This is a genomic window from Anaerobacillus sp., assembly GCF_046314235.1.
In the GTDB taxonomy this organism is placed as follows: domain Bacteria; phylum Bacillota; class Bacilli; order Bacillales; family Anaerobacillaceae; genus Anaerobacillus.
The window spans coordinates 37,371-62,458 of sequence record NZ_JBKBWN010000014.1; the positions used below are offsets into that span (position 1 = coordinate 37,371).

Annotated in this window: 22 protein-coding genes; 15 read left to right on the forward strand and 7 right to left on the reverse strand. The window is 38.5% G+C overall.

The window, feature by feature from the left end:
* Nucleotides 1-2 precede the first annotated feature (2 nt).
* The 3 genes from fliS to secY all read left to right on the forward strand — a co-directional run bounded on the left by fliS (nt 3) and on the right by secY (nt 2,296).
* The gene (fliS, locus tag ACK4M9_RS17370) at nt 3-395 is read left to right on the forward strand and encodes a flagellar export chaperone FliS (protein ID WP_409853472.1); all 393 of its coding nucleotides are present in this window, start codon (nt 3-5) and stop codon (nt 393-395) included.
* A complete protein-coding gene (gene fliT / locus ACK4M9_RS17375) occupies nt 395-745 on the forward strand; it encodes a flagellar protein FliT (RefSeq protein WP_409853316.1) in 351 nt (116 codons plus the stop codon). The genes fliS and fliT overlap by 1 nt, the downstream gene beginning before the upstream one ends.
* A 249-nt stretch (nt 746-994) precedes the next feature.
* Nucleotides 995-2,296, forward strand: coding sequence for a preprotein translocase subunit SecY (secY, locus tag ACK4M9_RS17380; protein WP_409853318.1), 1,302 nt, complete (start codon nt 995-997; stop codon nt 2,294-2,296).
* Nucleotides 2,297-2,414: 118 nt separating this feature from the next.
* On the opposite strand, the gene ACK4M9_RS17385 is transcribed toward secY, so the two are convergent.
* From ACK4M9_RS17385 to ACK4M9_RS17410, 6 genes are all read right to left on the reverse strand, one after another.
* Nucleotides 2,415-3,506, reverse strand: coding sequence for a DNA-processing protein DprA (locus ACK4M9_RS17385; protein WP_409853320.1), 1,092 nt, complete (start codon nt 3,504-3,506; stop codon nt 2,415-2,417).
* Between the two features lie 17 nt (nt 3,507-3,523).
* Nucleotides 3,524-5,047: a YifB family Mg chelatase-like AAA ATPase gene (locus tag ACK4M9_RS17390; RefSeq protein ID WP_409853323.1), complete on the reverse strand. Its 1,524-nt coding sequence runs from the start codon at nt 5,045-5,047 to the stop codon at nt 3,524-3,526.
* Between the two features lie 483 nt (nt 5,048-5,530).
* The gene (locus tag ACK4M9_RS17395; RefSeq protein ID WP_409853326.1) at nt 5,531-7,273 is read right to left on the reverse strand and encodes an alpha amylase N-terminal ig-like domain-containing protein; all 1,743 of its coding nucleotides are present in this window, start codon (nt 7,271-7,273) and stop codon (nt 5,531-5,533) included.
* Nucleotides 7,274-7,956: 683 nt separating this feature from the next.
* The gene (locus tag ACK4M9_RS17400) at nt 7,957-8,148 is read right to left on the reverse strand and encodes a hypothetical protein (RefSeq protein ID WP_409853328.1); all 192 of its coding nucleotides are present in this window, start codon (nt 8,146-8,148) and stop codon (nt 7,957-7,959) included.
* Nucleotides 8,149-8,163: 15 nt separating this feature from the next.
* Nucleotides 8,164-8,514 (reverse strand): single-stranded DNA-binding protein, encoded by a 351-nt coding sequence (locus ACK4M9_RS17405; protein WP_409853330.1) that lies wholly within the window; start codon nt 8,512-8,514, stop codon nt 8,164-8,166.
* Entirely contained in the window at nt 8,511-9,080 is a 570-nt protein-coding gene (locus ACK4M9_RS17410) for a hypothetical protein (protein WP_409853333.1), read from the reverse strand. The genes ACK4M9_RS17405 and ACK4M9_RS17410 overlap by 4 nt, the downstream gene beginning before the upstream one ends.
* A gap of 172 nt (nt 9,081-9,252) precedes the next feature.
* Between ACK4M9_RS17410 and ACK4M9_RS17415 the strand changes: the two genes are divergently transcribed.
* Entirely contained in the window at nt 9,253-10,239 is a 987-nt protein-coding gene (locus ACK4M9_RS17415) for a C39 family peptidase (RefSeq protein WP_409853336.1), read from the forward strand.
* Nucleotides 10,240-10,429: 190 nt separating this feature from the next.
* On the opposite strand, the gene asnB is transcribed toward ACK4M9_RS17415, so the two are convergent.
* Nucleotides 10,430-12,349: an asparagine synthase (glutamine-hydrolyzing) gene (gene asnB / locus ACK4M9_RS17420; protein WP_409853338.1), complete on the reverse strand. Its 1,920-nt coding sequence runs from the start codon at nt 12,347-12,349 to the stop codon at nt 10,430-10,432.
* 244 nt (nt 12,350-12,593) lie between these two features.
* Here asnB and cspD point away from each other — a divergent pair, with 244 nt between their 5' ends.
* The 11 genes from cspD (at nt 12,594) to ACK4M9_RS17475 (ending at nt 25,019) form a co-directional block, all read left to right on the forward strand.
* Nucleotides 12,594-12,791: a cold-shock protein CspD gene (cspD, locus tag ACK4M9_RS17425; RefSeq protein WP_071315607.1), complete on the forward strand. Its 198-nt coding sequence runs from the start codon at nt 12,594-12,596 to the stop codon at nt 12,789-12,791.
* 362 nt (nt 12,792-13,153) lie between these two features.
* Nucleotides 13,154-13,699: a ribosome hibernation-promoting factor, HPF/YfiA family gene (gene hpf / locus ACK4M9_RS17430; protein ID WP_409853341.1), complete on the forward strand. Its 546-nt coding sequence runs from the start codon at nt 13,154-13,156 to the stop codon at nt 13,697-13,699.
* A gap of 289 nt (nt 13,700-13,988) precedes the next feature.
* Nucleotides 13,989-16,496 carry a preprotein translocase subunit SecA gene (secA, locus tag ACK4M9_RS17435; RefSeq protein WP_409853343.1) on the forward strand — a complete coding sequence of 836 codons (2,508 nt, stop codon included), beginning with the start codon at nt 13,989-13,991 and terminating at the stop codon, nt 16,494-16,496.
* Nucleotides 16,497-16,577: 81 nt separating this feature from the next.
* Nucleotides 16,578-17,682 (forward strand): peptide chain release factor 2 gene (gene prfB / locus ACK4M9_RS17440; protein ID WP_409853346.1). Its coding sequence is split into 2 segments (ribosomal slippage): nt 16,578-16,649 and nt 16,651-17,682, totalling 1,104 coding nucleotides; the frame shifts between segments, so codons are not numbered across the junction.
* A 412-nt stretch (nt 17,683-18,094) separates the two neighbouring features.
* Nucleotides 18,095-18,973, forward strand: a complete 879-nt coding sequence (locus ACK4M9_RS17445) for a YitT family protein (protein WP_409853348.1) — start codon at nt 18,095-18,097, stop codon at nt 18,971-18,973.
* 130 nt (nt 18,974-19,103) lie between these two features.
* Nucleotides 19,104-19,451 carry a c-type cytochrome gene (locus ACK4M9_RS17450; RefSeq protein ID WP_409853351.1) on the forward strand — a complete coding sequence of 116 codons (348 nt, stop codon included), beginning with the start codon at nt 19,104-19,106 and terminating at the stop codon, nt 19,449-19,451.
* Between the two features lie 130 nt (nt 19,452-19,581).
* Nucleotides 19,582-19,917: a c-type cytochrome gene (locus ACK4M9_RS17455; protein ID WP_409853353.1), complete on the forward strand. Its 336-nt coding sequence runs from the start codon at nt 19,582-19,584 to the stop codon at nt 19,915-19,917.
* A gap of 468 nt (nt 19,918-20,385) precedes the next feature.
* A complete protein-coding gene (ftsE, locus tag ACK4M9_RS17460) occupies nt 20,386-21,072 on the forward strand; it encodes a cell division ATP-binding protein FtsE (protein WP_409853356.1) in 687 nt (228 codons plus the stop codon).
* A complete protein-coding gene (gene ftsX / locus ACK4M9_RS17465) occupies nt 21,062-21,955 on the forward strand; it encodes a permease-like cell division protein FtsX (RefSeq protein ID WP_409853359.1) in 894 nt (297 codons plus the stop codon). Before ftsE ends, ftsX begins: the two co-directional genes overlap by 11 nt.
* 46 nt (nt 21,956-22,001) lie before the next feature.
* Nucleotides 22,002-23,330 (forward strand): murein hydrolase activator EnvC family protein, encoded by a 1,329-nt coding sequence (locus tag ACK4M9_RS17470; RefSeq protein ID WP_409853362.1) that lies wholly within the window; start codon nt 22,002-22,004, stop codon nt 23,328-23,330.
* Between the two features lie 213 nt (nt 23,331-23,543).
* Nucleotides 23,544-25,019, forward strand: coding sequence for a S41 family peptidase (locus tag ACK4M9_RS17475; protein WP_486303945.1), 1,476 nt, complete (start codon nt 23,544-23,546; stop codon nt 25,017-25,019).
* Nucleotides 25,020-25,088 lie beyond the last annotated feature (69 nt).

Here is a 25,088-nt window from a genome sequence, read left to right on the forward strand (position 1 = left end):
TGATGCAAACTGCCAATCAAGTATATCAAAAAAATAAATTTGACACAGCGTCACCAGGAGAATTAACATTAATGCTTTATAACGGCTGTTTGAAGTTTATTAAGTTTGGCAAGGAAGCAATTAGTAATAAACAAATCGAGGCTCGTAATGTTAATTTAACAAAAGCTCAAAATATCATTCGTGAGTTAATGGTAACGCTAAAAACCGATGGTGAAGTCGGCAAGAGTATGCTAAAAATGTACGATTATATTCTTCATCAATTAACTCAAGCGAATATTAATAATGATATTACTGCATTAGAAGAAGCCGAACAGTATGTTGTCCAATTCCGTGATACTTGGAAAGAGGTAGTGCTGATAAACCGCAAAAGACAACATGGTGGAGGAAGCATCTAGTGTTAGAGCTCCTTAAAAACATAGATCTTGTTAACGGAAGGCTGATCAGACTATTAAAAAATGACACTGCTGTTGAAGATGATTCATTCACCGAGCAAATAGAACAATTTCTTGATCTTCGAGAACAGCTATTTGCAGCTGTTAAAAAAGCCGAAACTGCCGAGGAAAAACAGCTAGGCGAGAGAATAATCCAGGATAACGAGCTGATTAATAAACTTTTAAATGAACAAACACAACAGCTAAAGAAAGAAATTAATCAATTCAACCAAAAAAAGAAGCATAATCAACATTACGATAATCCTTATCAAAACACCTACGTAGATGGTACGTTTATTGATAAGAAGAAATAGTAGGAGAGAGGTGGTCATTTAATGACTGCCTCTTCTTTTGTAATTATTAGGGAAGTGTGAAAATTTCCATTAGAGATTAATTGGAAGAATGAAAAAACCGATTTAATGAAATCGTTTTCTTCCTTTCTATTATTCACAAAAAAACCTATGGTAATAAACTGAAAATATAGGTATTATAAGAAGTAGATTGATAGCCTACTAGAAAGCCCTTTTTTTAGTAAAAAATTATTAAAGTTGAGGTGTAGCTCCTTGTTTCAAACTATTAGGAATATTTACAAAGTAGGAGATTTACGAAATAAGATTATCTTTACTTTACTCATGCTTGTTGTTTTCAGAATTGGTGCCTTTATCCCAGTGCCTGGAGCCAATGCAGACGTACTTCAGTTTCAGGATCAAATGAATGCCTTTGGATTTCTAAACACGTTCGGTGGTGGAGCGTTAGAGAACTTTTCAATTTTTGCGATGGGTATTATGCCTTATATTACTGCGTCAATCATTGTTCAGTTATTGCAAATGGATGTAGTACCAAAGTTTGTTGAATGGGCAAAAGAAGGCGAATCAGGTAGACGTAAATTAGCTCAGGTTACGCGTTACGGTACAATCGTTCTTGGGTTTATCCAAGCGATCGGGATGTCAATCGGCTTTAACCGTTTAATGCCAGGATTAATTCCGAACCCGAGTATTGGAAAATATATATTTATTGCTTTAGTGTTAACAGCTGGTACCGCATTTTTAATGTGGCTTGGTGAACAAATTACAGCTAAAGGTATCGGTAACGGTATCTCAATCCTTATTTTTGCGGGGATTGCTGCAGGAATTCCGAATGCAGTGAACCAAGTGTATGCGACACAATTACAAAACGCCGGCGATTTATTATTTATTAATATTGTAAAAGTACTTTTACTAGTTTTAGTTGTTTTAGCGATCGTTGTTGGTGTGATCTACATCCAACAAGCATTGCGTAAAATTCCAGTCCAATATGCGAAAAAGATTGTCGCAGGCCGTCCTCAAGGTGGAGGCGCGACACATTTACCATTAAAGGTTAATGCGGCAGGGGTAATCCCGGTAATCTTTGCAATGTCATTATTTATTTTTCCTCCTACTGTTGCCGGCTTTATCGGAGATGGTAATGTCGTTGCTGCTTGGATTATCGATAATTTCACATACCAAAAACCGTTTGGAATGGTCTTATATGCAGCGTTAATCATTGGCTTCACGTATTTCTATACCTTTATTCAAGTGAATCCAGAGAAAATGGCTGAAAACTTGAAAAAGCAAGGCGGCTATATTCCAGGAATTCGTCCAGGGAAAACGACGCAAACGTATGTTACAAGAATTTTATACCGCTTAACATTTGTTGGAGCACTATTCTTAGCGACGATTTCGTTGATCCCAGTATTTTTCACAACGGCGATGAGTTTACCGGCTGCTGTACAAATCGGAGGAACTGGCTTACTAATCGTTGTCGGTGTAGCTTTAGATACAATGAAGCAAATCGAAAACCAATTGATCAAACGCCACTACAAAGGATTTATTAAGAAAACTTCATAACATTTTAGGTGCCTGGCACCCAAAATGGACAAAAAGCGTAGAGTGTCCACCGTCGGTGTACATTCTACGCTTTTTTCTCCATTATACCTCATCAGTTTCTCTACGAAAATGTTGTAGGCTACTGTTGATCTACGAGCAACGAGGTTGGGGAAATGCTTGTACCTCTAACTTTTATATATCCGTTCATCTCCAGTGTTAGTAGAACTGGTGAAAGATTAACTTCGGATAGTTGTAGGTGTTGGGCGAGCGCCTCAACAGTTATAGTTTGAACATTACGTAAGTAACAGATGATCGATTTTTCTAATGGAGAATGTTGAGGCGGTGTTGCGGGGAAATGCTCCACTAAACTTCCGCTGCTAGGCTGTAAACCTTCAAGTTTCAAAGAGTGGCTACCTAAATAGGGGTTAGCACCTTTTTCTAATAGTTGATTTGATCCTCTCGCCTCGGTGACATAGATGGAGTGAGGGACGACAAACAAATTTCGACCTTGTTCAAGAGCAAAACGTGCGGTAGTCAGCGAACCACTTTTTTCCGATGCTTGAACAACAATGACATCTGTAGACCATGCTGAGATATGTGCATTCCGTTCAACGAAAAATTTAGGGTGTGGCCTCGTACCTGGCGGATGGGCAGAAACAATAGCACCATTTCTAGCGATGATTTCACGAAACAATCGTAAATGTTCCTTCGGATAACAAATATCCACGCCGTTTGCTAGAATAGCCGTCGTGTGTCCGCCAACCTTCAGACTTGAGGTATGAGCGTAGCTATCGACGCCTTTTGCCAAACCGCTAATGACTGAAAGAGGGTTTTGGGCAATGAAGGTAGCAATTTCCTCAGTAGCCTGCTTCGCCTCGTAAGTGCAGCGTCTAGCTCCGACAATTGCCATGCCACGTGCTGGAGGCAATCTCCCTCGGTAGTAAAATAAGATTGGTGTTTGCTTACAAGCGAATACATCAGCATATATTTTATTTTCAATAGTAACAACTTGCAGGCCAAGTTTTTCGATATTAGTCAAAATTTGAGAAACTTCATTTACACGAAACTGAACGATTTTTTCCGCAATTTGCTTGCCAATCCCTTCAACCTCTATTAAATCTAGTACAGAAGCCTTGTGAATATTTTTGGGGCTACCAAAGACTTCTAGTAATCTTTTTTGCAAAATGGAACCAACTCCAGGCAGCTGACTAAGCCAAATCCAGTAGTCCATCAAAAATCACCTCCTTTCTATGTGGTTAGTAGTCCACTTTTCTCACGATCTAAATCTCTAGAAAGAAGGGCGGTTAATACATCCTTTTTACGAATCGATGTAGCGCCTTCGAGATCTGCACATGTCCTAGCAATCTTTAAAAACTTATGTAACGTCCGACCACTATAGTTGTAGTGCTGGTAAGCCTTTTTTAGTAAAGTTTCAGATTCGGAGTCAAGTTGACAATATTTATTTACTAATCTAGGGGGTAGTTCTGCGTTGCAGTTTATCGTTGTTCCTTTGTAACGGTTTTGTTGAATTAATCTAGCAGCAGTAACTTTTTCAAGGATAGACTCCGAAGAATTGTTCGCGGATTTGGGCTCGAACAAATTGACGTAAGAGACATATTTTTGGATATCAATTCGATCTAAAATGGGCCCTGATAGTTTATTTCGATATTTCAAGATTTCATAATCTGTACAGCGGCAATTTTCTTGACCGAAATAGCCACAAGGACAAGGGTTCATGGCTGCGACTAGCATAAAGTTGGCCGGGTAAGTATTCGTTGTATGAACACGACTAATCGTAACTTTGCGATCTTCTAATGGTTGCCTTAGAGCGTCCAATGCTTTTTTCGAAAACTCAGCAATTTCATCTAAGAATAAAATGCCGTGATGAGCAAGGGAGATCTCACCGGGCATCGAGAGGTAGCCACCGCCTATAAGTGAGTTTGTCGAGGCGTTATGGTGTGGTGCTCGAAATGGCCGATTCTCAATGAGTCCACCTTGCTGAAGTTGTTTTGCGACACTATAAATCTTTGTAACTTCAAGTGCTTCTTTCTCCGCCATTGGCGGTAAAATAGATGGGATACGCTTAGCGATCATTGATTTTCCACAACCAGGCGGCCCGATCATTAAAAAATTATGTCCGCCTGCTGAAGCGATAGTCAAGTATTCAATTAATAGTTGCTGTCCTTTCACATCGGAAAAGTCAAGTTGAAGTTGTTGTGAGTCTTTAGTTTTTGCTTGCAGGATATGTGTTGGTTCAGGGATGGTGCCTCTTTGCAAAAAATGAATAACTTGATGCAATGTTTCGCAACCAATAATTTGAAGACCCGTTACTAGAGCAGCTTCTTTAGCATTTTCGTAAGGAACGATGAGGCTTTTAATCTGAAATTCTTTTGCAGCGATTGCCATTGGCAGAACTCCGGCAACTGGGCGAACTTCACCATTGAGCGATAATTCTCCTAGAATAGCATAAGATTTTTGAACGACCTTTATTTGGTTTGTCCGAATTAATAGCGCAATCGCCATTGGAAGGTCATAATGAGTGCCACTTTTTTTCATATGTGATGGGGCTAAGTTTATGACTAGTTTTTGTTCAGGGAAATGAAAGCCGCAAAATGATAAGGCTGAATGAATTCGCTCCTTTGCTTCCTTAACTGATGTGTCACCAAGCCCGACAATCGAAACAGCAGGATAGCCACAAATTGTATCAGCCTCAACGTTTATAAGCTGACCATCAACTCCTTGAATTGTAAATGAATGTACAATTGCCGCCATTTTAGCTCTCCTTTATATTGGTACTTTTTTTGGTGTTTGGTGCCTGGTACCCTTAATGGACATTTTTAGCTAATTTTCCACCCCACGTGGACACTTCGTAAGTAGAGGTGCCTGGCACCGAAAATTAAACCTCCCACTTGGCAAAAAATAAAAAGTATGAACATTGAAGAAAAACATCAGTAGCTATGGTTGAGAAGCCATTCCTAAAAGGAATACAAGCGAAGAGAGAGGGGGGAACTGGGGATTTCAATAAACTATAAATAAATTACCATATTCTAGAGTGACTGTGAATATGGTAATTTTGACATTTTTTTGAAAATAGGAAATTTTTCATAAGTCACCTTGTAAAGTATTGTCCTTTGTATCGCCACAAATGGTAAAAAAGTTCAAGAAAGGTACCAGGCACTTTTCTTGACGCAACTTTCTGGAAATAGTAAAAAAGTCCACAAAGGGTGCCAGGCACCTTTCCGTGGACTTTACAGCTTATTTTTGTTTTAAGATAACGTATTCTAATCCAGAGACAGCGACTCTTTCACCATCCAGCGTAGCGTTTCCAGTGACAATGTCATAAGAACCTGGTACTTGTACTTCAACTGCTTCAGCTCCAGCGTTCATGACAATCACAAAACGATTATGTTCGTCAGTGCGTTCAAAGACAATGTGCTTCGAGCCTTTGACTGCATCTAAAAACTTAAATGAGCCATCACGTAAAGCACGATTTTCTTTACGAAGCTTGATCATCCCTTTGTAGAATTCAAATAAATCATGGTCTTGCTTATCTTTATTCCAAACCATTGGCTTACGGCAGTCTGGATCATTCCCGCCATTCATCCCAAATTCGTCTCCGTAATAAATACAAGGTGCACCCATGTAAGTTAATTGGAAAGTAGCAGCAAGCTTCATGCGCTTTTTGTCATCGTTACAAAGTGTAAGTAACCGCGCCGTGTCATGTGAGTCTAACAAGTTAAACGCTGTTTCGTTCACTTGTAGTGGATACGCTAAAAGAATCGCATCTAAACGGCCCATAAACTCTTCGGCATCGATTAAGTCCTTACTGAAAAACTCTAAAATTGAATTCGTTACCGGATAGTTCATAACTGCATCAAATTGGTCGCCTTGAAGCCAAGGTAATGAGTTGTGCCAAATTTCTCCTAGAATATATGCCTCAGGGTTAGCTGCTTTGACAACTTGACGGAACTCACGCCAGAATTGGTGGTCAACCTCATTTGCAACGTCTAATCTCCAACCGTCACAACCGATGTCGGCGATCCAATAGCGGGCAACTTCTAATAAGTAAGCCTTAACTTCTGGATGTTCCGTATTCAATTTAGGCATTTGCCCAGTGAATGCGAATGTATCAAAGTTTGGTTTTGGCTCTGTTTGAATTGGAAACTCGCGAACATAGAACCAATCTTTGTACTTCGATGCTTCTCCATTTTTGACAACATCTTGGAATGGTCCGAAGAAATATCCAGAATGGTTGAATACCGCATCAAGCATCACCTTAATACCTTTTTCATGACACTTATCAACAAGTGTTTTAGCTAGCTCGTTATCACCAAAATGAGGGTCAACCTTCATATAATCAACCGTATCATATTTGTGATTTGTCGTAGCTTCAAAAATAGGTGTAAAGTAAATGCAATTAATTCCAAGCTCTACTAAATGGTCAAGGTGGTCAATAACCCCTTGTAAGTCTCCACCAAAGAAGTTATCGCGTTCAGGCTGAGCAGTTTCCCAATCCTCAACCTTTTCAGGATTAAGCGAAGGGTCACCATTTCCAAAACGCTCAGGGAAGATTTGATAGAAGATTGCATCCTTCACCCATTGTGGTGGTTTGTTGACATCAATGGCATTCAGGAATGGATACTCAAATAATCCTGTCGCAAATAAAACTGTCGCATCACTAAACTCTTTGTCAGTTACAAAACCGACTTCGTTCATTGCAACGGTTTCATCACCTTTAATAAATTGGAACATATAAGCAAAACGACGGAATTTGGGTTGTGCTTCTGCTTGATAATAGTCAAAAAGAGAGTCGCTAGCGATTTTTCTCATTTCAACTTTTGTAAAACCTGTTTCATTGATGTTGTACTTGTCACAATGCAGTAAAAAAACTTGGTCCATGTCTTCACGCTTCGTGCGTACGCGGATATGTATTGTTTTCTCGTCGTAGGCATACGCATAATTTGATTTTGGACGATGGTAAATAGCTTCTAATAACATAAATAAAGAACCTCCTTCAGATAATGTCCGCTTTATAGTATTAGCAAATAAAGTAAATATGTTACATTTTGCGCAAACGATTTCACAAGCACCTAATAAAAAAACAACCATTGTTTCATAGCGGAAACGAGGTTGTACCTGGTGGTAGCAGTGCCTTCAGACTTTTGCACTTAAATTATAACAATTAGGACGTTTTTTGTATATGAAAATTATGTTAAATTTTATTGAATTGGGTATCCCACCCCGGAGTTTATCGCTCCCTAGCTCTGGTTAGGGATGGGATATGGGAAAGAACGAGAACCTTATACTAGGGAGCGAGGTAGGAGAATTTAGAAATGCAAAAGGAAAGATTAAAAATTCTTAAACTTGTCACTAACCTAAATGCTGCTACAATCAACTAATAAGTCCTCATCTGGTCATCAGATATGTTGCGCCTTTCTTCCTATATTTTATTTTGTGTGTTTAAAAAGATCAACACATTTTTTTACAAAATAGGAATAATTTCTTAATTTCTGTAAAAAAATTGTCAAAATTTAGGTGCCAGGCACCCAAAAAAAGTAGGGGGAGCTCCCTCGACTGATAAGCTCCCCCTATTGCACCCGAACGATGTCACACCAAAGAAAGTCCACCTTACCACTAAAGTTATAAGTTGTAGCAACTACTCATATTCTTCAGTTCAACACTTACCCGCCTCTCCGTAGATATTTTAATAGAAGCTCGTCACTTTGGATATTTTCCAAATGCATTTCTTCCATTTTTCGGTTGAGTTGACCATAACTGCGTTGTAACGCTGCGATTTCAGACTCGATTTTATATTGATAGAAATTGGTCGGTTGTTTTTTTCGCGATTTTTTTCCAAGATGAAATGTTTTCAAAAAAAACGCCCCTTCCTAAGCTAGAACTTTTTCTTTTTTAGCTTCACTACGTCTTCTCTGTAAAAATTCAATACTATCGACAACTACTTCTGTAACATAAATTTTAATATTATCCTTGTTTTCATAACTTCTAGTTTGCAGCCGCCCTGACAAGGCAACTAGGGTTCCTTTGTCACAATAGCTAGCAATATTCTCTGCGTTTTTTCTAAAGGAAACACAAGGAACAAAGTCAGCTTCGTATGTTCCGTCTGAGCTTTTATAATTTCGTTTAACAGCAAGGTGAAATGACGTTACGCCAATTCCGTCTTTTGAGTAGTGCAATTCTGGTTCTTTTGCTAATCGCCCTGTAAGGATTACTTGGTTCAAGGAAAGGCCTCCTTTTGGGAATTCTCCCATAAATATTTGCCTCGATTTTCTTCACCTTCAACAAAAAGATAATAATGATTAGATTTAGGGTGCCTAAAATAATATAAAATTTGTGAAGTAACAACGTGATCATTAGGAACGGAGCTAATAAATGCTAGGTAACTACTCCAACCGTAATTGTTAAGAGGAAGGTTGTCTTGTAGGGGTGCTAGGTGAGTGATTTTACTAGCATTTAAAAAATTTTCTACGGAGTCGATAAGTGATGTATGAAATTGAAATTCGGGAAAACATGAGTACTTTCTTTGGAAGTATAATGAGTATTCAAGATTGAGAGTTGTGATGACTTCTTTAATTGGAACATGAGTTGTTTCTAATAGTAGCAGAATGCGGTTTGCAATGAGGCAATATGAATGAAGGTAAAAAGGGTATTGGTATCGAACGCGTTCTAGAACAGATAAGTAGGCGACATAATCAGGCTCTTCATAAAAAATACGCCGACACCATGGCCCAAAACAACTAACATGGAAAATGGCCCCAGGAAACCAATTATTGTGTTTTTTGACCATCTAAAAACTCCATTCATAGGTATAATGTTTCATTTTAAATGGATGTATTTCTGGTAAAATAAGAGTAGTTTGTCGAGAAAGCAATGAAATTGTTGAGGAAAATCGAGGCTAGTACTATTTTAATAGAAAATATATCCAATTACAACATTAAATTACAAAATAAGGAGATACAATGATGGAGTTAATCATTGCGGGAATCGTATCGGTATTCCTCATTCTAATTATAGCAATGCATGCAATTGCCAAAATAGTAAATGCACAAAAACTATTCTTCAGGGCATTTTATTCGTTTATGATCATTTTAATCGTACTCGGAGGAGTTACCTATACGTTTCGTGACTCTTTTATAGAAAAGTTGGTCTTTCCAGAGGATATTGAAGTTTTCCCAGAAGAAACGCCATTTGCTGTCGGTCATAATCATGGAGAGGTAGCATATTTCAAATCGTATGCTGAAGCAGTTAGTTTTTCTCGTGAACTGAATGCGAAATCACCTGTCTATTTTCAAAAGCCTGAAATCATTGTTTGGAAAAAAACCGACGGATTACCGTCTGAAGTCCTGCAAGTACCGCTAATTCTTCAATTACCAGAGCTCCAAAGAGGGGCAGAAATAACAAGTCTAGCCATGTTACTTCATTTTGCGGGGGAAAAGGTGCATAAACTAGAATTAGCTGAAAAAATACGCAAGGATACGACACCATTAATTATAGAAGAAGATCGTATCTACTTTGGGAACCCTTTTGATGGTTTTGTTGGCAATCCCTATTCTGCCGATGAACCTGGCTTTGGTGTTTACCACGGCCCAATTGCCGATCTTGCCGAAGTGTATCTGCCCGAAAAAATTATTGATATGACTGGTGCAAGTTTTGAAGATATTTTGTATCCAATTCACAATGGCAATCCGGTCTGGACGATCATTCATACTCAATTTACAACATTGCCCCAAAGTGCGTTTCAAACGTGGTTGACACCATCTGGTGAAGAGATTGAAGCAACAAAATATCACCATGCTGTGTTAATCACAGGCTACGATGAAAAGAATGTATATTTTAATGATCCATTATCTCAAGAGGTCAATCAGCCGGTCCCGAAAGACCAATTTAAACTTGCATGGACACAAATGGGGAGTCAAGCGATTAGTTATGTGAATAAAGAAAATTGACAGCCCCAATAGTATGCTCTTCATACAGAAATACGTGATTGTAGAAAAAAATGAGGCTATCCCAATTTTAGGTCGGTTACCTCGTCTAGTAAAGATAGATTGTGTACAAACAAAGCACTCGTACTTCTATCTAGACGGGGGGCACTGACACTTATGGGACTGCCTCATTTTTGTTGTCGTTATATGATGCCTAACCTGTAATTGGAATTTCTTCTGCTGCAAGAGCTAGTCGACGATCTACCGAGAAATGCTCAGTTGCCTGTACTCTGAAATCAAAGCTCTTCTCAACATAAATTTGATGCCACGTCATGAAGGTGAGCGCGGTCCATAGTTTGCGACTATAATCACCTTTACCTTGGGCATGGTCGTCTAAAAGTCTTAATAAGTAATCTTTATGGAATAAATGAGCTGTGTCACTTGTTTTAATGGTTTTTACAGCCCAATCATACAGCGTGTCTTTTAACCAAACTCGTATAGGTACAGGAAAACCAAGTTTGCGTCTGTTTAACACGTGATCTGGAACGATTTCTGCCATCGCTTCTCTTAAAGCGAATTTCGTTGTCTCTTTTGTTACCTTTAAATGAGGTGCTAGCTGTGAAGCAACGTTAAATACTTCTTTATCCAAAAATGGAACTCTTAATTCTAACGAGTGGGCCATCGTCATCCTATCTGCTTTTACTAAAATATCTCCACGAAGCCAAGTATGGAGGTCAACGTATTGCATTTTTGTAATTTCATCATAAGCTATCGCTTCATTAAATAGTGGTTTTGTCACAGATGTGTATACTTGCTCTGGGTCGTAATTTTTTAGAAGTAATGACTTTTCAAATTCAGTAAATATTTTCGCGTTCCCTACATAGCGATCTTCAATTTCGGTACAACCTCTTTCAATAAAACTTTTTCCTTTGATCCCTTCTGGTAGATAACTAGCAAGTCGTTTTAAATGTTTTTTACCAGTGTGTGAAACATAAGAAAAGGCTTTTAATGACATTGGCTCTCGGTAAATATTATAGCCACCGAATAATTCATCAGCACCTTCTCCGGAAAGAACAACTTTCACTTGCTTTGCGGCTTCCTTCGCTAAAAAATAGAGAGGGACAATGGAAGGGTCTGCGACAGGATCGTCGAGATGCCAGATGATTTTCGGAAGTTCCTCAATGAACTCTTCTGGAGTAATGATATGGGTATAATGTTCAACCTTCAATTTTTCAGCAGTTTCCTCAGCAATTGAAACCTCACTATAGCCTTGATATTCAAAGCCGACCGTAAAGGTTTTTAACTTTGGATTCACTTCCTTTGCTAGTGCAACGATTGCTGTTGAATCAATACCTCCTGATAAAAACGAACCGACTGGAACGTCACTACGCATATGCATGTTCACAGAATTTCTTAGGATATTTAGGATTTCTTTTTTTGCTGTTGGCAAACTGCTTGTTATTGGATTAAAAGAAGGTTTCCAATAATGCTTGATTTGCATGTCTTCGCCTAATTTTTTCGTAAAATAACAACCAGGCTCAAGTTGAAAAATAGTTTTCGACATTGTCGCTGTTTCAGGTACATATTGGTATGTCAAATAATGTTGAAGGGCCTGTTCATTTAATGTATCTTCTTCTAGAGCAGCTAGAATACTTTTCTTTTCAGAACTGAAAAAAGTAACTCCATCTTTCTGATGGTAGAAAAATGGTTTTATTCCAAAATGATCTCTTGCCCCAAAGAGCGTTTTCTCTTGCTTGTCCCATATGACAAAGGCAAACATCCCACGAAGGTCACTGACCATTGCTTCTTTTTTTACGCTATAAAGTGCAAGTAGTGTTTCTGTGTCTGAAGTTGTTACGAACTCGACTCCAAACTTCAGCAGTTGCTCTCGAATTTCAATATAATTATAAATCTCTCCGTTAAAAATGATCCAGTAGCGCTCGTTTTCAAAAGAGAGCGGCTGACTACCGTTTTCTAAATCAATGATACTCAAGCGTGTAAAGGCTAATTGTACATACTCATCTTGATAAAATCCCTGTTCATCCGGCCCCCGATGGATAATCGTATTAGTAAGGTGAGACAGGTTATAACTTTGAACTTTGATTTGGAAAATTGCACCGATAAATCCGCACATTTAAGAATTCCTCCTGTAAAAAGACACTATTTTCCTTATTAGTCATTTATTTTCGCCAAAAGGTTTCAAAATTCCCATGCAATTGGAAATATAATTATCGACAAAATATTTAAACTATGGAAAAATACGAGGATTTTTGTCGAAATTGAAAAAACAAAATAGTTTGACTAGATTTTCACACGTTGCTATAGTTAATTTGTGGAGCATTTCCACAAGATTTTAAACACGAAGGGAATGTGTAAGTATGTTAGGAAAAGTAAAATGGTTTAACGCAGAAAAAGGTTTTGGATTTATCGAGCGTGAAAATGGAGACGACGTTTTCGTTCATTTCTCAGCGATCAACACTGATGGATTCAAAACATTAGAAGAAGGACAAGAAGTTGAGTTTGAAATCGTTGAAGGAGCTCGCGGACCTCAAGCGGCAAACGTTACGAAGCGCTAGTCCACATTCCCAGTAAGGTAAGTTATTTTAAAAAAGCAATTTTTTTATATAGCTTTAGTAAGGGATATGAATATGAGCAAAAACCCTGCCTGTTATGGTAGGGTTTTTTAACAGGTGTTTACAGCGAAGTGAAGCGACTTTTAAATTGGTGATGGTAGTGGCGCGGTTTTCAATGCAATATGTGTTTTCTGTGAAAACAGGGCTATTTTTCCATAAATAAGTGAATACTAAATGTGAACAATAAACAAGTCAAATGAGTTAACTATTTGTTCACATCTTTTTGTAAAGATTTTGTAAGTTTATGAAGGACTACTTGAAGGGTATGTAGAATATTACATACATAAAGGAAAGGAGGAGTTTATATGAACTTTAACATTCGTGGTGAAAACATTGAAGTAACTCCAGCAATTAGGAATTACGCTGAAAAGAAGGTGGGGAAGCTTGAGAGGTATTTTGACGAAACCCCAACTTCACCAGTTCATGTAAACCTGCAAGTAATCAACAACCAACAAATTATTGAGATTACAATTCCGATGCCTGGGCTATTATTAAGAGCTGAGGAAACTCATACTGACATGTATGCAGCAATTGATCTTGTTGTTGAAAAGCTTGAAAGGCAAATCCGTAAACATAAAACGAAAGTTAATCGTAAATTCCGTCAAGAAGGCAGTTTGAAATATATGTTCAGCAATGAAGTAGGCAATGGTGTTGCTTTTGAGGATGAAGACGAACTAGAAATCGTTCGTACAAAACGCTTCTCATTAAAGCCAATGGATGCAGAAGAAGCAATTCTGCAAATGGATATGCTTGGACATAACTTCTTCGTATTTGCTAATTCAGTAAATGGCGATACAAATGTAGTCTACCGTCGTAAAGATGGTCGCTATGGGATTATTGAGCCACAGTAAAAAGGATGTTTAAGAGTGCAGCGGTTGCTGTGCTCTTTTGTTTATACATCATTGTTTCTTTAAAGTTACTTCAATCAAGTTCTTTCTATAAATATAAAATTCAGGGCACACATCGCGATCCTTGTAACGAACCTCTTGAACTGTTAAAATTACAATTGAGTGTAAAATGTAGGGAATTATGAACAAAAGTTGAAATAACGAATTGTCTATAGCTTTTACAGGTGAAAAGTGTAAAATCAAAGGATACATATTACTAGGGATTTTGTCCCGAAAAAGGAGAGCAGTATAAATGATAGGTTTTTTGAAAAAAGTGATTGGTGATCCGAGCCAACGTCAATTAAAAAAAATGCAAAAGACGGTTGACCAAATCGAGGCTCTCGAAAGCGATATGGCAAAGCTTTCAGATGATGGTCTCCGTCAAAAAACAGAAGAATTTAAGAAGCGCTACCAAGATGGAGAGTCTCTAGACTCACTTTTACCAGAAGCGTTTGCAGTTGTTCGCGAAGGATCAAAGCGTGTTTTAAACATGCGCCATTATCCGGTACAGCTACTTGGTGGAATTGTTCTTCATGAAGGAAATATTTCTGAGATGAAAACAGGGGAAGGTAAAACATTAGTGGCAACTCTACCTGTTTACTTAAATGCCCTTTCTGGTAAAGGTGTTCATGTTGTTACAGTCAATGAATACTTAGCATCTCGTGACGCACAGATGATGGGTGAATTGTATAACTTTTTAGGCTTAACAGTTGGTCTAAATGTAAGTGGCTTATCGAAAGAAGAAAAACGAGCAGTTTACCACTGTGATATTACATATGGAACGAACAACGAGTTTGGGTTTGATTATCTTCGTGATAATATGGTCATTTATAAAGAACAGATGGCACAACGCACGTTAAATTATGCCTTAGTCGATGAGGTAGACTCGATTTTAATCGATGAAGCTCGTACGCCATTAATTATTTCAGGTTCGGCGGAAAAGTCGACGAAGCTTTACCAAGTTGCCAACTCTTTTGTGCGGACAATTCGTAAAGAAGAAGATTATACGTATGATGAAAAAACAAAAAATGTTCAGCTTACTGATGAAGGTGTTGAAAAAGCAGAAAAGGCGTTTAATATTGAAAACCTTTATGATTCAACGCATGTTCAGTTAAACCATCATATTAATCAAGCATTAAAAGCACATGTCGTGATGCATCGCGATACTGATTATGTCGTTGAAGATGGTGAAGTTGTCATTGTCGATCAATTTACGGGTCGTCTAATGAAAGGTCGCCGTTACTCTGATGGACTTCATCAAGCAATCGAAGCAAAAGAAGGCCTAATTGTGCAACGTGAGAGTATGACATTAGCATCGATCACCTTCCAAAACTACTTCCGTATGTATCAAAAGCTTGCCGGTATGACCGGTACAGCAAAAACAGAGGAAGAAGAGTTCCGGAATATTTATGGGATGGATGTCATGGTAGTCCCAACTAATTTACCGGTTGTTCGTGAAGATCGTCCTGACTTAATTTTTAAAACGATGGAAGCGAAGTTTAAAGCAGTTGTTAATGAAATTGCTGAATTAAATAAAAAAGGACAACCAGTTCTAGTTGGTACTGTAAGCGTTGAAACGTCAGAATTATTGGCTTCTTTACTAAAAAAGAAGGGCGTTCCCCACAACGTTTTAAATGCAAAAAACCATGCAAGAGAAGCAGAAATCATTGAGAATGCAGGTCAAAGAGGAGCTGTAACAATTGCCACTAACATGGCTGGTCGTGGTACCGACATTAAGCTTGGTGAAGGTGTAGTTGGCTTAGGTGGTTTACACGTACTAGGTACAGAGCGCCATGAATCTCGCCGAATTGATAACCAGCTTCGTGGACGTGCAGGACGTCAAGGTGATCCAGGTTCGTCTCAATTTTACTTGTCGATGGAAGATGAGTTAATGCGCCGTTTTGGTTCAGATAATATGAAAACAATGATGGAAAAGCTCGGTATGGATGAAGATGCGATTGAAAGTAAGCTTGTCAGCCGTGCTGTTGAGACAGCGCAAAAACGAGTTGAAGGAAACAACTTTGACGCTCGTAAACAGATTTTACAATATGATGACGTTATGCGTGAGCAACGCGAAATTATCTACAAGCAGCGCTTAGAAGTACTTGAGTCTGAAAATGTTCGCGAGATCGTTGAAAATATGATTAAATCTGCCGTAGAGCGTAATGTTCATACTCTAACTCCAGAAGATCAAGTTCCAGAGGATTGGGATTTAAAAGCAATAGCTGATTATATGAGGGGTACTGTTCTTAACGAAGGTGTTGTCACAGAGAAAGATCTTTTTGGAAAAGACCCTGAAGAAATGATCGAGCTAATCATGGAGAAAGTGAAAGAAGCGTATAATCAAAAAGAGATCGATTTCCAACCGGAGAGAATGCGCGAATTTGAAAAAGTTATTTTACTTCGTTCTGTTGATACGAAGTGGATGAACCATATCGATCAGATGGATCAACTTCGTCAAGGGATTCATTTACGTGCATACGGCCAAAATGACCCATTACGTGAATATCGTTTTGAAGGATTTGTGATGTTTGAAGAAATGATTGCTTCAATTGAAGAAGAAGTTGCAACCTATATAATGAAAGCACAAATCGAGCAAAATTTAGAGCGGAAGCAAGTCGCTGAAGGAAAAGCGATTCATGCGAGCTCAGGTAAAGAACCAGAGAAAAAGAAGCCGATTCGTAAAGGTGAAACAATCGGCCGAAATGAGCCTTGTATTTGTGGAAGTGGAAAGAAATATAAGCAATGTTGCGGTAATTAATAAATAATGGAGTGGGTTAGGCTGCAAAGCTTGACCCACTTGATTTTAGATTTAAATTTTACAATATAAAGGTGGATACAAATGGAACTTGTCGAGATCAAACAAGAGCTTACGATGATGGCTAAGCGTTTAGCGGACTTTAGGGGGTCTCTTTGACCTAGAAGTTAAGCAAGAGCGAATTGCAGAACTCGAGGAAAAGATGACAGACCCGAGTTTTTGGGACGATCAACAAAAAGCCCAAGGGGTTATAAATGAATCGAATGGCCTAAAAGAGCAAGTAGATATCTTTTTAAGCCTTCAAGAACGCTACGACGATTTAGATGTGTCGTACCAACTCGTTAAAGAAGAACCGGATGCTGAATTAGAAAAGGAATTAGAAGTTGGTGTTCTAACGCTTTCTAATGATTTAAATGAATTTGAATTGACGCTGCTTTTAAGCGAACCTTACGATAAAAATAATGCCCTCTTAGAGCTCCATCCAGGTGCTGGTGGTACTGAGTCCCAGGATTGGGCATCGATGTTACTGCGGATGTATACTCGCTGGGCAGAACGCAAAGGTTTCAAAGTCGAAACACTCGACTATTTGCCAGGTGATGAGGCAGGGGTAAAAAGTGTAACCTTGCTTATTAAAGGCCATAATGCCTACGGTTACTTGAAGGCAGAAAAGGGTGTCCACCGTCTTGTTCGAATCTCTCCGTTCGATGCCTCAGGCCGTCGTCATACGTCCTTTGCATCATGCGAAATTATGCCTGAACTTGAAGATGACTTTGAAATTGATATCTCACCAGATGAACTTAAAGTCGATACGTACCGAGCAAGTGGCGCGGGTGGGCAGCATATTAACACAACAGACTCGGCAGTAAGGATTACACATGTGCCGACAAATACGGTTGTAACATGTCAGACTGAGCGTTCACAAATTAAAAACCGTGAACGAGCAATGAAGATGCTTCAAGCAAAACTCTTTCAGCTTAAGCTTGACGAGCAAAAAGCAGAATTAGACGAAATACGTGGTGAACAAAAAGAAATCGGTTGGGGCAGTCAAATCCGTTCATATGTCTTCCATCCGTATAGCTTAGTTAAAGACCACCGCACAAACTTCGAGGTTGGCAACACCTCGGCTGTCATGGATGGTGACTTAGACCCATTTATTGATGCATATTTACGCTCCAAAATCAGAAGCTAAAAAAAGGCTGGGACAAAAGTGTCTGACACAACAAGGATCCTACTAAATATAGACGTACAGATATATCATATGTCTATATTAGGTGCCTGGCGGTGTCTGATACTTTGTTATGTCCCCGCCTCTTTTTTTATGGATTTTGTTCTCCTAGGGTGGATAAAAATGAAAAATGTCCACGAAGGGTGCCAGGCACCAATGAAAGTTCACTTTCACCAACACAGATGTTAATATAATTGGCGCGAGTTTTCTATTCGCAGAAAGTGAACTTTCCTGTAGATACTATTTACAGGTAGACACACTTAAATGTATTTCCTTCGTTAAAGCGTTAATTTACTTACGTTTACAGAGTTCAAGAAGTGGTGTTATACTACTGAAGGATTTTTACTCCATGAAATTCATAAAGTAGGTGTTGATATTGAATAAGCAAGGTAAAAGAAGAAGTCCATTTCGACCGAATTGTCCGAAGTGGCATGCTGTTTGGGAGTATGCCCACGTCGTTGTTGGATCAGCAATTGTAGCATTAGCCTTTAATTTATTTTTACTACCTAATCGTATTGCCTCAGGAGGGGTAAGCGGGATAAGTACGATTATTTATGATATGTTTGCAATTACACCGGCATTTACGCAATGGGCTCTTAATATCCCTTTATTTATCGCTGGTGTAATTTTATTAGGTGGATTTAAGTACGGAGCGAAAACGTTAGTAGGAACGATCTTTCTACCACTTGTCGTTTTCTTATCGAGAAATTTAGAACCTGCCACTTTAGACCCTCTTTTAGGTGCCCTTTTTGGAGGGATAGGTGTTGGGTTAGGGTTAGGAATTGTTTTTCGATCTAATTCGTCAACTGGTGGGACTGATTTGGCAGCACAAATCATTCATAAATATACAGGTCTGTCGTTAGGTGCCTGCGTATTTATCATTGACGGCTTGATTGTTGCCTCGTCGGCAATCGTCTTTAACATTGAATTAGCCCTTTACGCACTAATTGCCCTTTACATTACTGGAAAAACAATTGATCTTGTGCAAATGGGCGTTGGCTATGCAAAAGTAGCACTGATTATTTCTGAAAAGCAAGAGGAAGTGCAAGAGGGTCTTCTTAAAGGTGTTGACCGTGGTGTGACGAAGTTAGAAGGCTATGGTGGATATACGAACCATAAGCGTCCTGTGCTAATGTGTGTCGTAAATCAGATGGAAGTCACGAAATTGAAACAAGTTATTAAAAATATTGACCCAAATGCGTTTGTAATTGTGACAAATGCTACAGAAGTTTTAGGTGAAGGGTTTAAAAAGTGAGAAAAAAGTCGAGTGGAATTACTTGCTAAATAATGTATAATTTAATAGTATTGATACTAGAAATAGAGAAGTAAGGACATACTATATAGGTCCTTGCATATAATCAATAAAACTTGGGAGGGTCTTGGAAATGAAAAAACTACTTACAGCATTATTTGGTGCAGCATTAATTTTAGCAGCCTGTGGAGGAGACGAGCCAGCAAAAGAACCAGCTCCAACTGAAACGCCAGCTACAGATGAAACAGCAGCAGGTGCATACGATGCAGCAGCAGCAGAAAGTACTTATAAGCAATCATGTGCAATGTGCCATGGTGGCAACTTAGAAGGTCAAGGATCTAATCCAGCATTAGTAGGCACAGGCTTATCTAAGGATGATGTTGTCGCAATTCTTACTGAAGGTCAAGGTGCAATGCCAGGTGGTTTAGTTAAGGATCAAGCAGAACTTGAAAACTTAGCAGCATGGGTTGCAGCTCAATAATTGTATTAAATCTCTTATCGACACGATAAGGGATTTTTTTTCATGAAAAGTTCACTATCTTTTTGAGATTGGTTAAAAAAACCGGTATAGTATAATTATAAAAAAATATAACCATCGGAGGACTTGAATAGTGAAAAAAATCTTTTTTGCATTATTGGCTGGGACGTTCTTATTAACAGCCTGTGGTGAAACTCAATCCGAACCAGCAACAGAAGGTCTAAAGCCTGAAGACATCACACTACCAGATACATACGACGCAGCGTTAGCTGAGGCAACAAATAAGCGATCTTGCGCGGGTTGTCACGGAGTTGATTTGCAAGGTGCTGGAGCCTACCCACAGCCAATTACTGGCCTAACAAAAGAAGAAGTCTACATCGCCATTGTCGAAGGTGTTGGTAGAATGCCTGCAAATATGGTAACTGGAGAAGAAGCAGAAAATTTAGCGGTTTGGATTGCAGCTCAATAAACTCAAATAAGAGGTTATTCTGTATATGTTGGTGCCTGGCACCGACATCACAGGATAACCTTTTTATTTTAAGATAAGGATGTATATCGTTTTTCTAAATAAATCTTAGCTCTGAGCACCTACTGCTCCTGAGCTTTCCTTTATACTAGTGGGTTTTTATTTTTCAAAAAATCATAGATGCCCAGTATTTACTAATTATAAAAATTTAGCAAAACAAAGAGCTTAGTCGCCTAACTCGTAGGCGTTTTTTAAATAACGAAATATTCTTTTTTTTTATGAAATCAAAATGTAATATTTTTCAGCTTAATTTGTAGATTAATGATGTTATAATGGAATCTGAGACGGATACTGTACAAATTTGTATATTACTGTAAAATAGGAATAGCTTAATAGAAATAAATGTAGAGTTTCGGAACCTCTGAGAGTTTCGCCTACATACTAGAAATCTACGCATAAGGAAGTGAAGCCATGATAGAAATGAAAGATGTATGGAAGACCTACCCTAATGGTGTCATGGCCATCAACGGTATTGATGTGTCCATTTCCAAGGGAGAATTTGTCTACGTTGTCGGTCCTAGTGGAGCAGGTAAATCGACGTTTATAAAATTAATGTACCGTGAAGTGAAGCCGACCAAAGGTGTAGTTATTGTAAACGGCTACAATCTAGCACAAATAAAAGAGAAACGAATCCCAATGCTACGTCGTAGTCTCGGTGTAGTATTCCAAGATTTTAGATTACTACCTACATTAACAGTCTATGAAAACATTGCCTTTGCTCTAGAAGTAATTGAGGAAAGCCCATCTTCTATTAAAAGAAGTGTCATGAACGTCTTAGATATTGTAAAAATGAAGAACAAAGCACGTTTTTTACCACATGAGTTATCAGGTGGAGAACAACAACGAGTAGCGATTGCTAGAGCAATTGTCAACAGTCCAGCCGTGCTAATTGCGGACGAGCCTACTGGAAACTTGGACCCAGATACATCTTGGGGAATCATGAAAACATTAGAGGAAATTAATAACAGAGGCACAACGATTGTTATGGCTACTCATAACAAGGAAATTGTAAATACGACTCGTAAACGTGTTATTGCCATTGAAAGTGGTTGTATTGCTCGTGATGAGCTTAAAGGAGGTTACGGCTATGAAAGGTAGAACGCTCCTCCGCCACGGAAAAGAAGGGACGAAAAATCTAGCAAGAAACGGCTGGATGACATTCGCCTCTATAAGTGCAGTAGCGATTATGTTACTTATTGTAGGTGTGTTTCTTTTATTGATTTTAAACTTAAATCACTTTGCTACTAGCGTAGAAGAAGATGTAGAAATAAGAGTTTTCATTGATTTAGCAGCAACAAAGGATCAACAAGAAGAACTTCGTAAAAAAATACAACGAATTCCTAATGTACAATCAATAACTTATTTACCAAAAGAAGAAGGATTAGAAGAATTCATTGATAGTTTAGGTGAACAAGGGGAGATTTTTGAACAATTACGAACAGAAAACCCCCTTTATGACGTCTTTATTGTGCAAGCACTCTCACCGCAACAAACTGAGGAAATCGCTAATAAAATTGAACCACTTCCATATGTAGAAGATGTTGGCTATGGAAAGGATGTTGTTGAACAACTATTCGCTTTCACTGGATTAGCTAGGCAGATTGGGCTTTTCTTAATCATCGGGTTAATGTTTACAACGATGTTTTTAATTGCCAATACGATTAAACTAACGATCATTGCTAGAAAAACAGAAATAAAGATTATGAAACTTGTAGGAGCGACGAATAGTTTCATTCGTTGGCCATTTTTCATCGAAGGATTGCTGTTAGGCTTGATCGGCTCATTCATCCCGGTTGGTATTTTAGCATATACGTACGAAAAGCTTTATGTTAGCTTTGGACAAAAGTTAGAATTAATGTTTATTGGCTTACTTCCATCTGATCCACTCATTTTCGAAGTGAGCGCAATTCTAATTGGAATTGGTGCCTTTATTGGTGTTTGGGGAAGTATGACTTCCGTTCGAAAGTTTTTAAAAGTTTAATAGATAAATCACGCCAACCATTAGTGTTTAAGGGGGAACTGAAACGATGAAACAGAGACTTTTTCTTGTGTTTACAGTCTTAATAGTAGCGATGGGAAGTTTTCTAACGACGCTAGGATCAGAAAATGTTGAAGCAAATACGCAACTGCAGCATAAAATTCAAAACATACAAGAGGAACGCGAGGGTAATAAAGACGATCTTAAGCAAAAAGAGAATGAGATTAAAGAAATCGAACGCGAAATGAATAAGGTAAAAGACGAAATTCGTGTAATTGATCATAAAAGTGAGGCAACAAATCAAGAAATTCGTGCAAAAGATAAAGAAATTGAAGCTACAAAAGAAAGAATTGAAGAGTTATTGGCAGAAATTAAGCTGCTAGAGGAAAGAATAGCTGAACGGGATGAATTATTAAAAAACCGCGTTCGTTCCATGTACAAAAATGGTGGCTCTGTCAATTATATGGAGGTTATCCTTGGAGCACAAAGTTTCGGCGACCTTATTAACCGAATTTCGGCATTGAATACGATCACTCAGCAAGATCATAATATCTTAGAAATTCACCATAATGAAAAAATGGCTGTTGAAGAAGCAAAAATTGCAATGGAAAAAGAATTAACTTCATTAGAAACTCAATTAGCTGAATTAGAGGTACTAAAAGCAACGCTAGAAAAGCAGCGTAAGGAAAAAGATCGCTTAATGTCACAATTAGAAGAGCAAGAAGGGCAACTTCATGCTGATCTAGGTGAACTTGAAGAAATTGATGAAATCCTTGCTGCACAGGAACGAGCCATGAAACAGGAGCTTGCAGCTTGGCAAGAGCGTCAAAAGCAGTTGGAAGCCGAACGGAAGCGGTTAGAGGAAGAACAAAAGCGTAAACAGGAAGAAGCATCTAGAAGCGGTTCGACTAACACCAATAACTCTACGGAATCCAGTACACCAAGTAATCCAACACCAGCGGTAACTGCTGAAGGGCAATTTATGCGTCCGACTACAGGTGCGATATCATCGCCATACGGAATGCGGTGGGGAAGAATGCACCATGGGATTGATATAGGTAAAGCTGGTAGATCTGGTGATGTTCATGTCGTCGCTGCTGAAGCTGGTACCGTAATCCGTTCATATTATTCACCAAGTTATGGGAATACGGTAATGATATCTCATAACGTTAATGGACAAGTTATTACGACCTTATATGCTCATTTAGAAAATCGCATGGTATCCGATGGTCAACGAGTGACTAAAGGTCAATTGTTAGGGTATATGGGTAATACTGGTCAATCATTTGGCGCACATTTACACTTTGAAGTACACGAGGGACCTTGGAACGGTGCTAAGTCGAACTCAGTAAATCCATTGAACTACATTCCGAGATAGTTTCGTTGATTATTGTTTGCTACTAGTGTAAAGTATTGTTTATATTAAAAAGATTAAGCTTAGTGTTTGACACCTCTCATCAAGAATCACTAACTTAAAAATTATACATTCTATAATGAGGTAGCTCGTCATATACTACTATTGAAAGAAAGGCATTGCATCATGAAAATGATGTAATGCCTTTTCCGTAAAAAATGAGGTGAAAAAATGTATATTAACCGCAAAATCGTAGCTCTTTTTATTTTCCTGGCTTTTTTAGTAGGGGCTGGGGGAACATATGCAGCGTTTGCTGTTTTTGATCTAAGTGCTCCGAAGCAAGTAAAAACTGGAGTTGTAGAGAAAGATCAAACGGAAACAACAAAAGAAGAGGTCAGTCCTGAGATATCAATGGAAGAAGTGTTAGCAAAGTTTGGGAAAGCTTATCAAATTATTAATGAAAACTACGTCGAAGAAATTGAAGATCAAAAGCTATTAGAAGGCGCCATTCAAGGCATGCTAGAAACCCTTAATGACCCATATTCTGTTTATATGGATCAACGCACAGCTAAGCAATTTATGGACTCATTAGATTCTCATTTTCAAGGAATTGGTGCAGAAGTAAGTATGACAAACGGAAAAGTAACAATTGTTGCTCCGTTTCGCGATTCTCCAGCCGAAAAGGCTGGTTTAAGGCCGAATGACCAAATTATTAAAATCGATGGTGAAGATACCGAAGGCTTATCATTACACGAAGCCGTTTTAAAAATTCGTGGGGAGAAAGGAACTGTCGTTAACCTAACAATTGAAAGGCCTGGTGTGACGGAACCAATCGAACTTCCTGTAACAAGAGATGATATTCCAATTGAAACGATTAGAACGAAATTACTTGAGCGAAACGGCAAGAAAATTGCCTTAATTGAAATCACATCATTTTCAGAGGGGACAGCAAAAGATTTTGCTGTGGCGTTAGCCGACTATGAAAAAGAAGGGATTTCAGGGCTAATTATCGATGTTCGAGGCAATCCAGGTGGCTATTTGCGAAGTGTCCAGGAAATCGGTCATTTGCTCGTTCCTAATGGCAAGCCAATCGTTCAAATTGAAAAACGTAATGGTGAACGTGAACGCTACGTGTCTTCATTAAAAGAAGAAAAAGACTATCCGATTATAACGCTTATTAATAGTGGGAGTGCTTCAGCTTCAGAAATCTTAGCTGCGGCATTGAAAGAAGCGGGCGGACATGATGTTGTCGGTGAAACGACATTTGGTAAAGGTACTGTTCAGCAGGCGTTGCAAATGGGTGACGGTAGCGAGATCAAGTTAACTTTATATCGGTGGTTGACGTCAGCAGGGAACAATATTAACGAAGTCGGTGTTGATCCTACAATTGAGATTAAGCAACCAGATTATTTCTACGTTGCACCTTTAAATATTGAAGAACCTTTGAAATACGATATGATGGGTGAGCAAATTAAAAATGCGCAAATCATGTTAAAAGGTCTAGGCTTAGAGCCAGGGCGAGTGGATGGCTATTTTGGAGAACAAACCAAAACCGCAGTTTCAGCCTTCCAACGTACGAATAACCTTGCAGTCACAGGTGAGATTGACGAGAAAACTGCACAGGAACTTCAAAGTAAAATCATTCAAGAAGTTCGCAATGAAGAGAATGATCGTCAGTTAAAGACAGCGATTGAATTAATATTACAGAAATAAAACAAATAGCTGAGGTTAAAGGAGTTATCACCTTTAATCTCAGCTATTTTTTCGAAGTTAAGTTTGGCA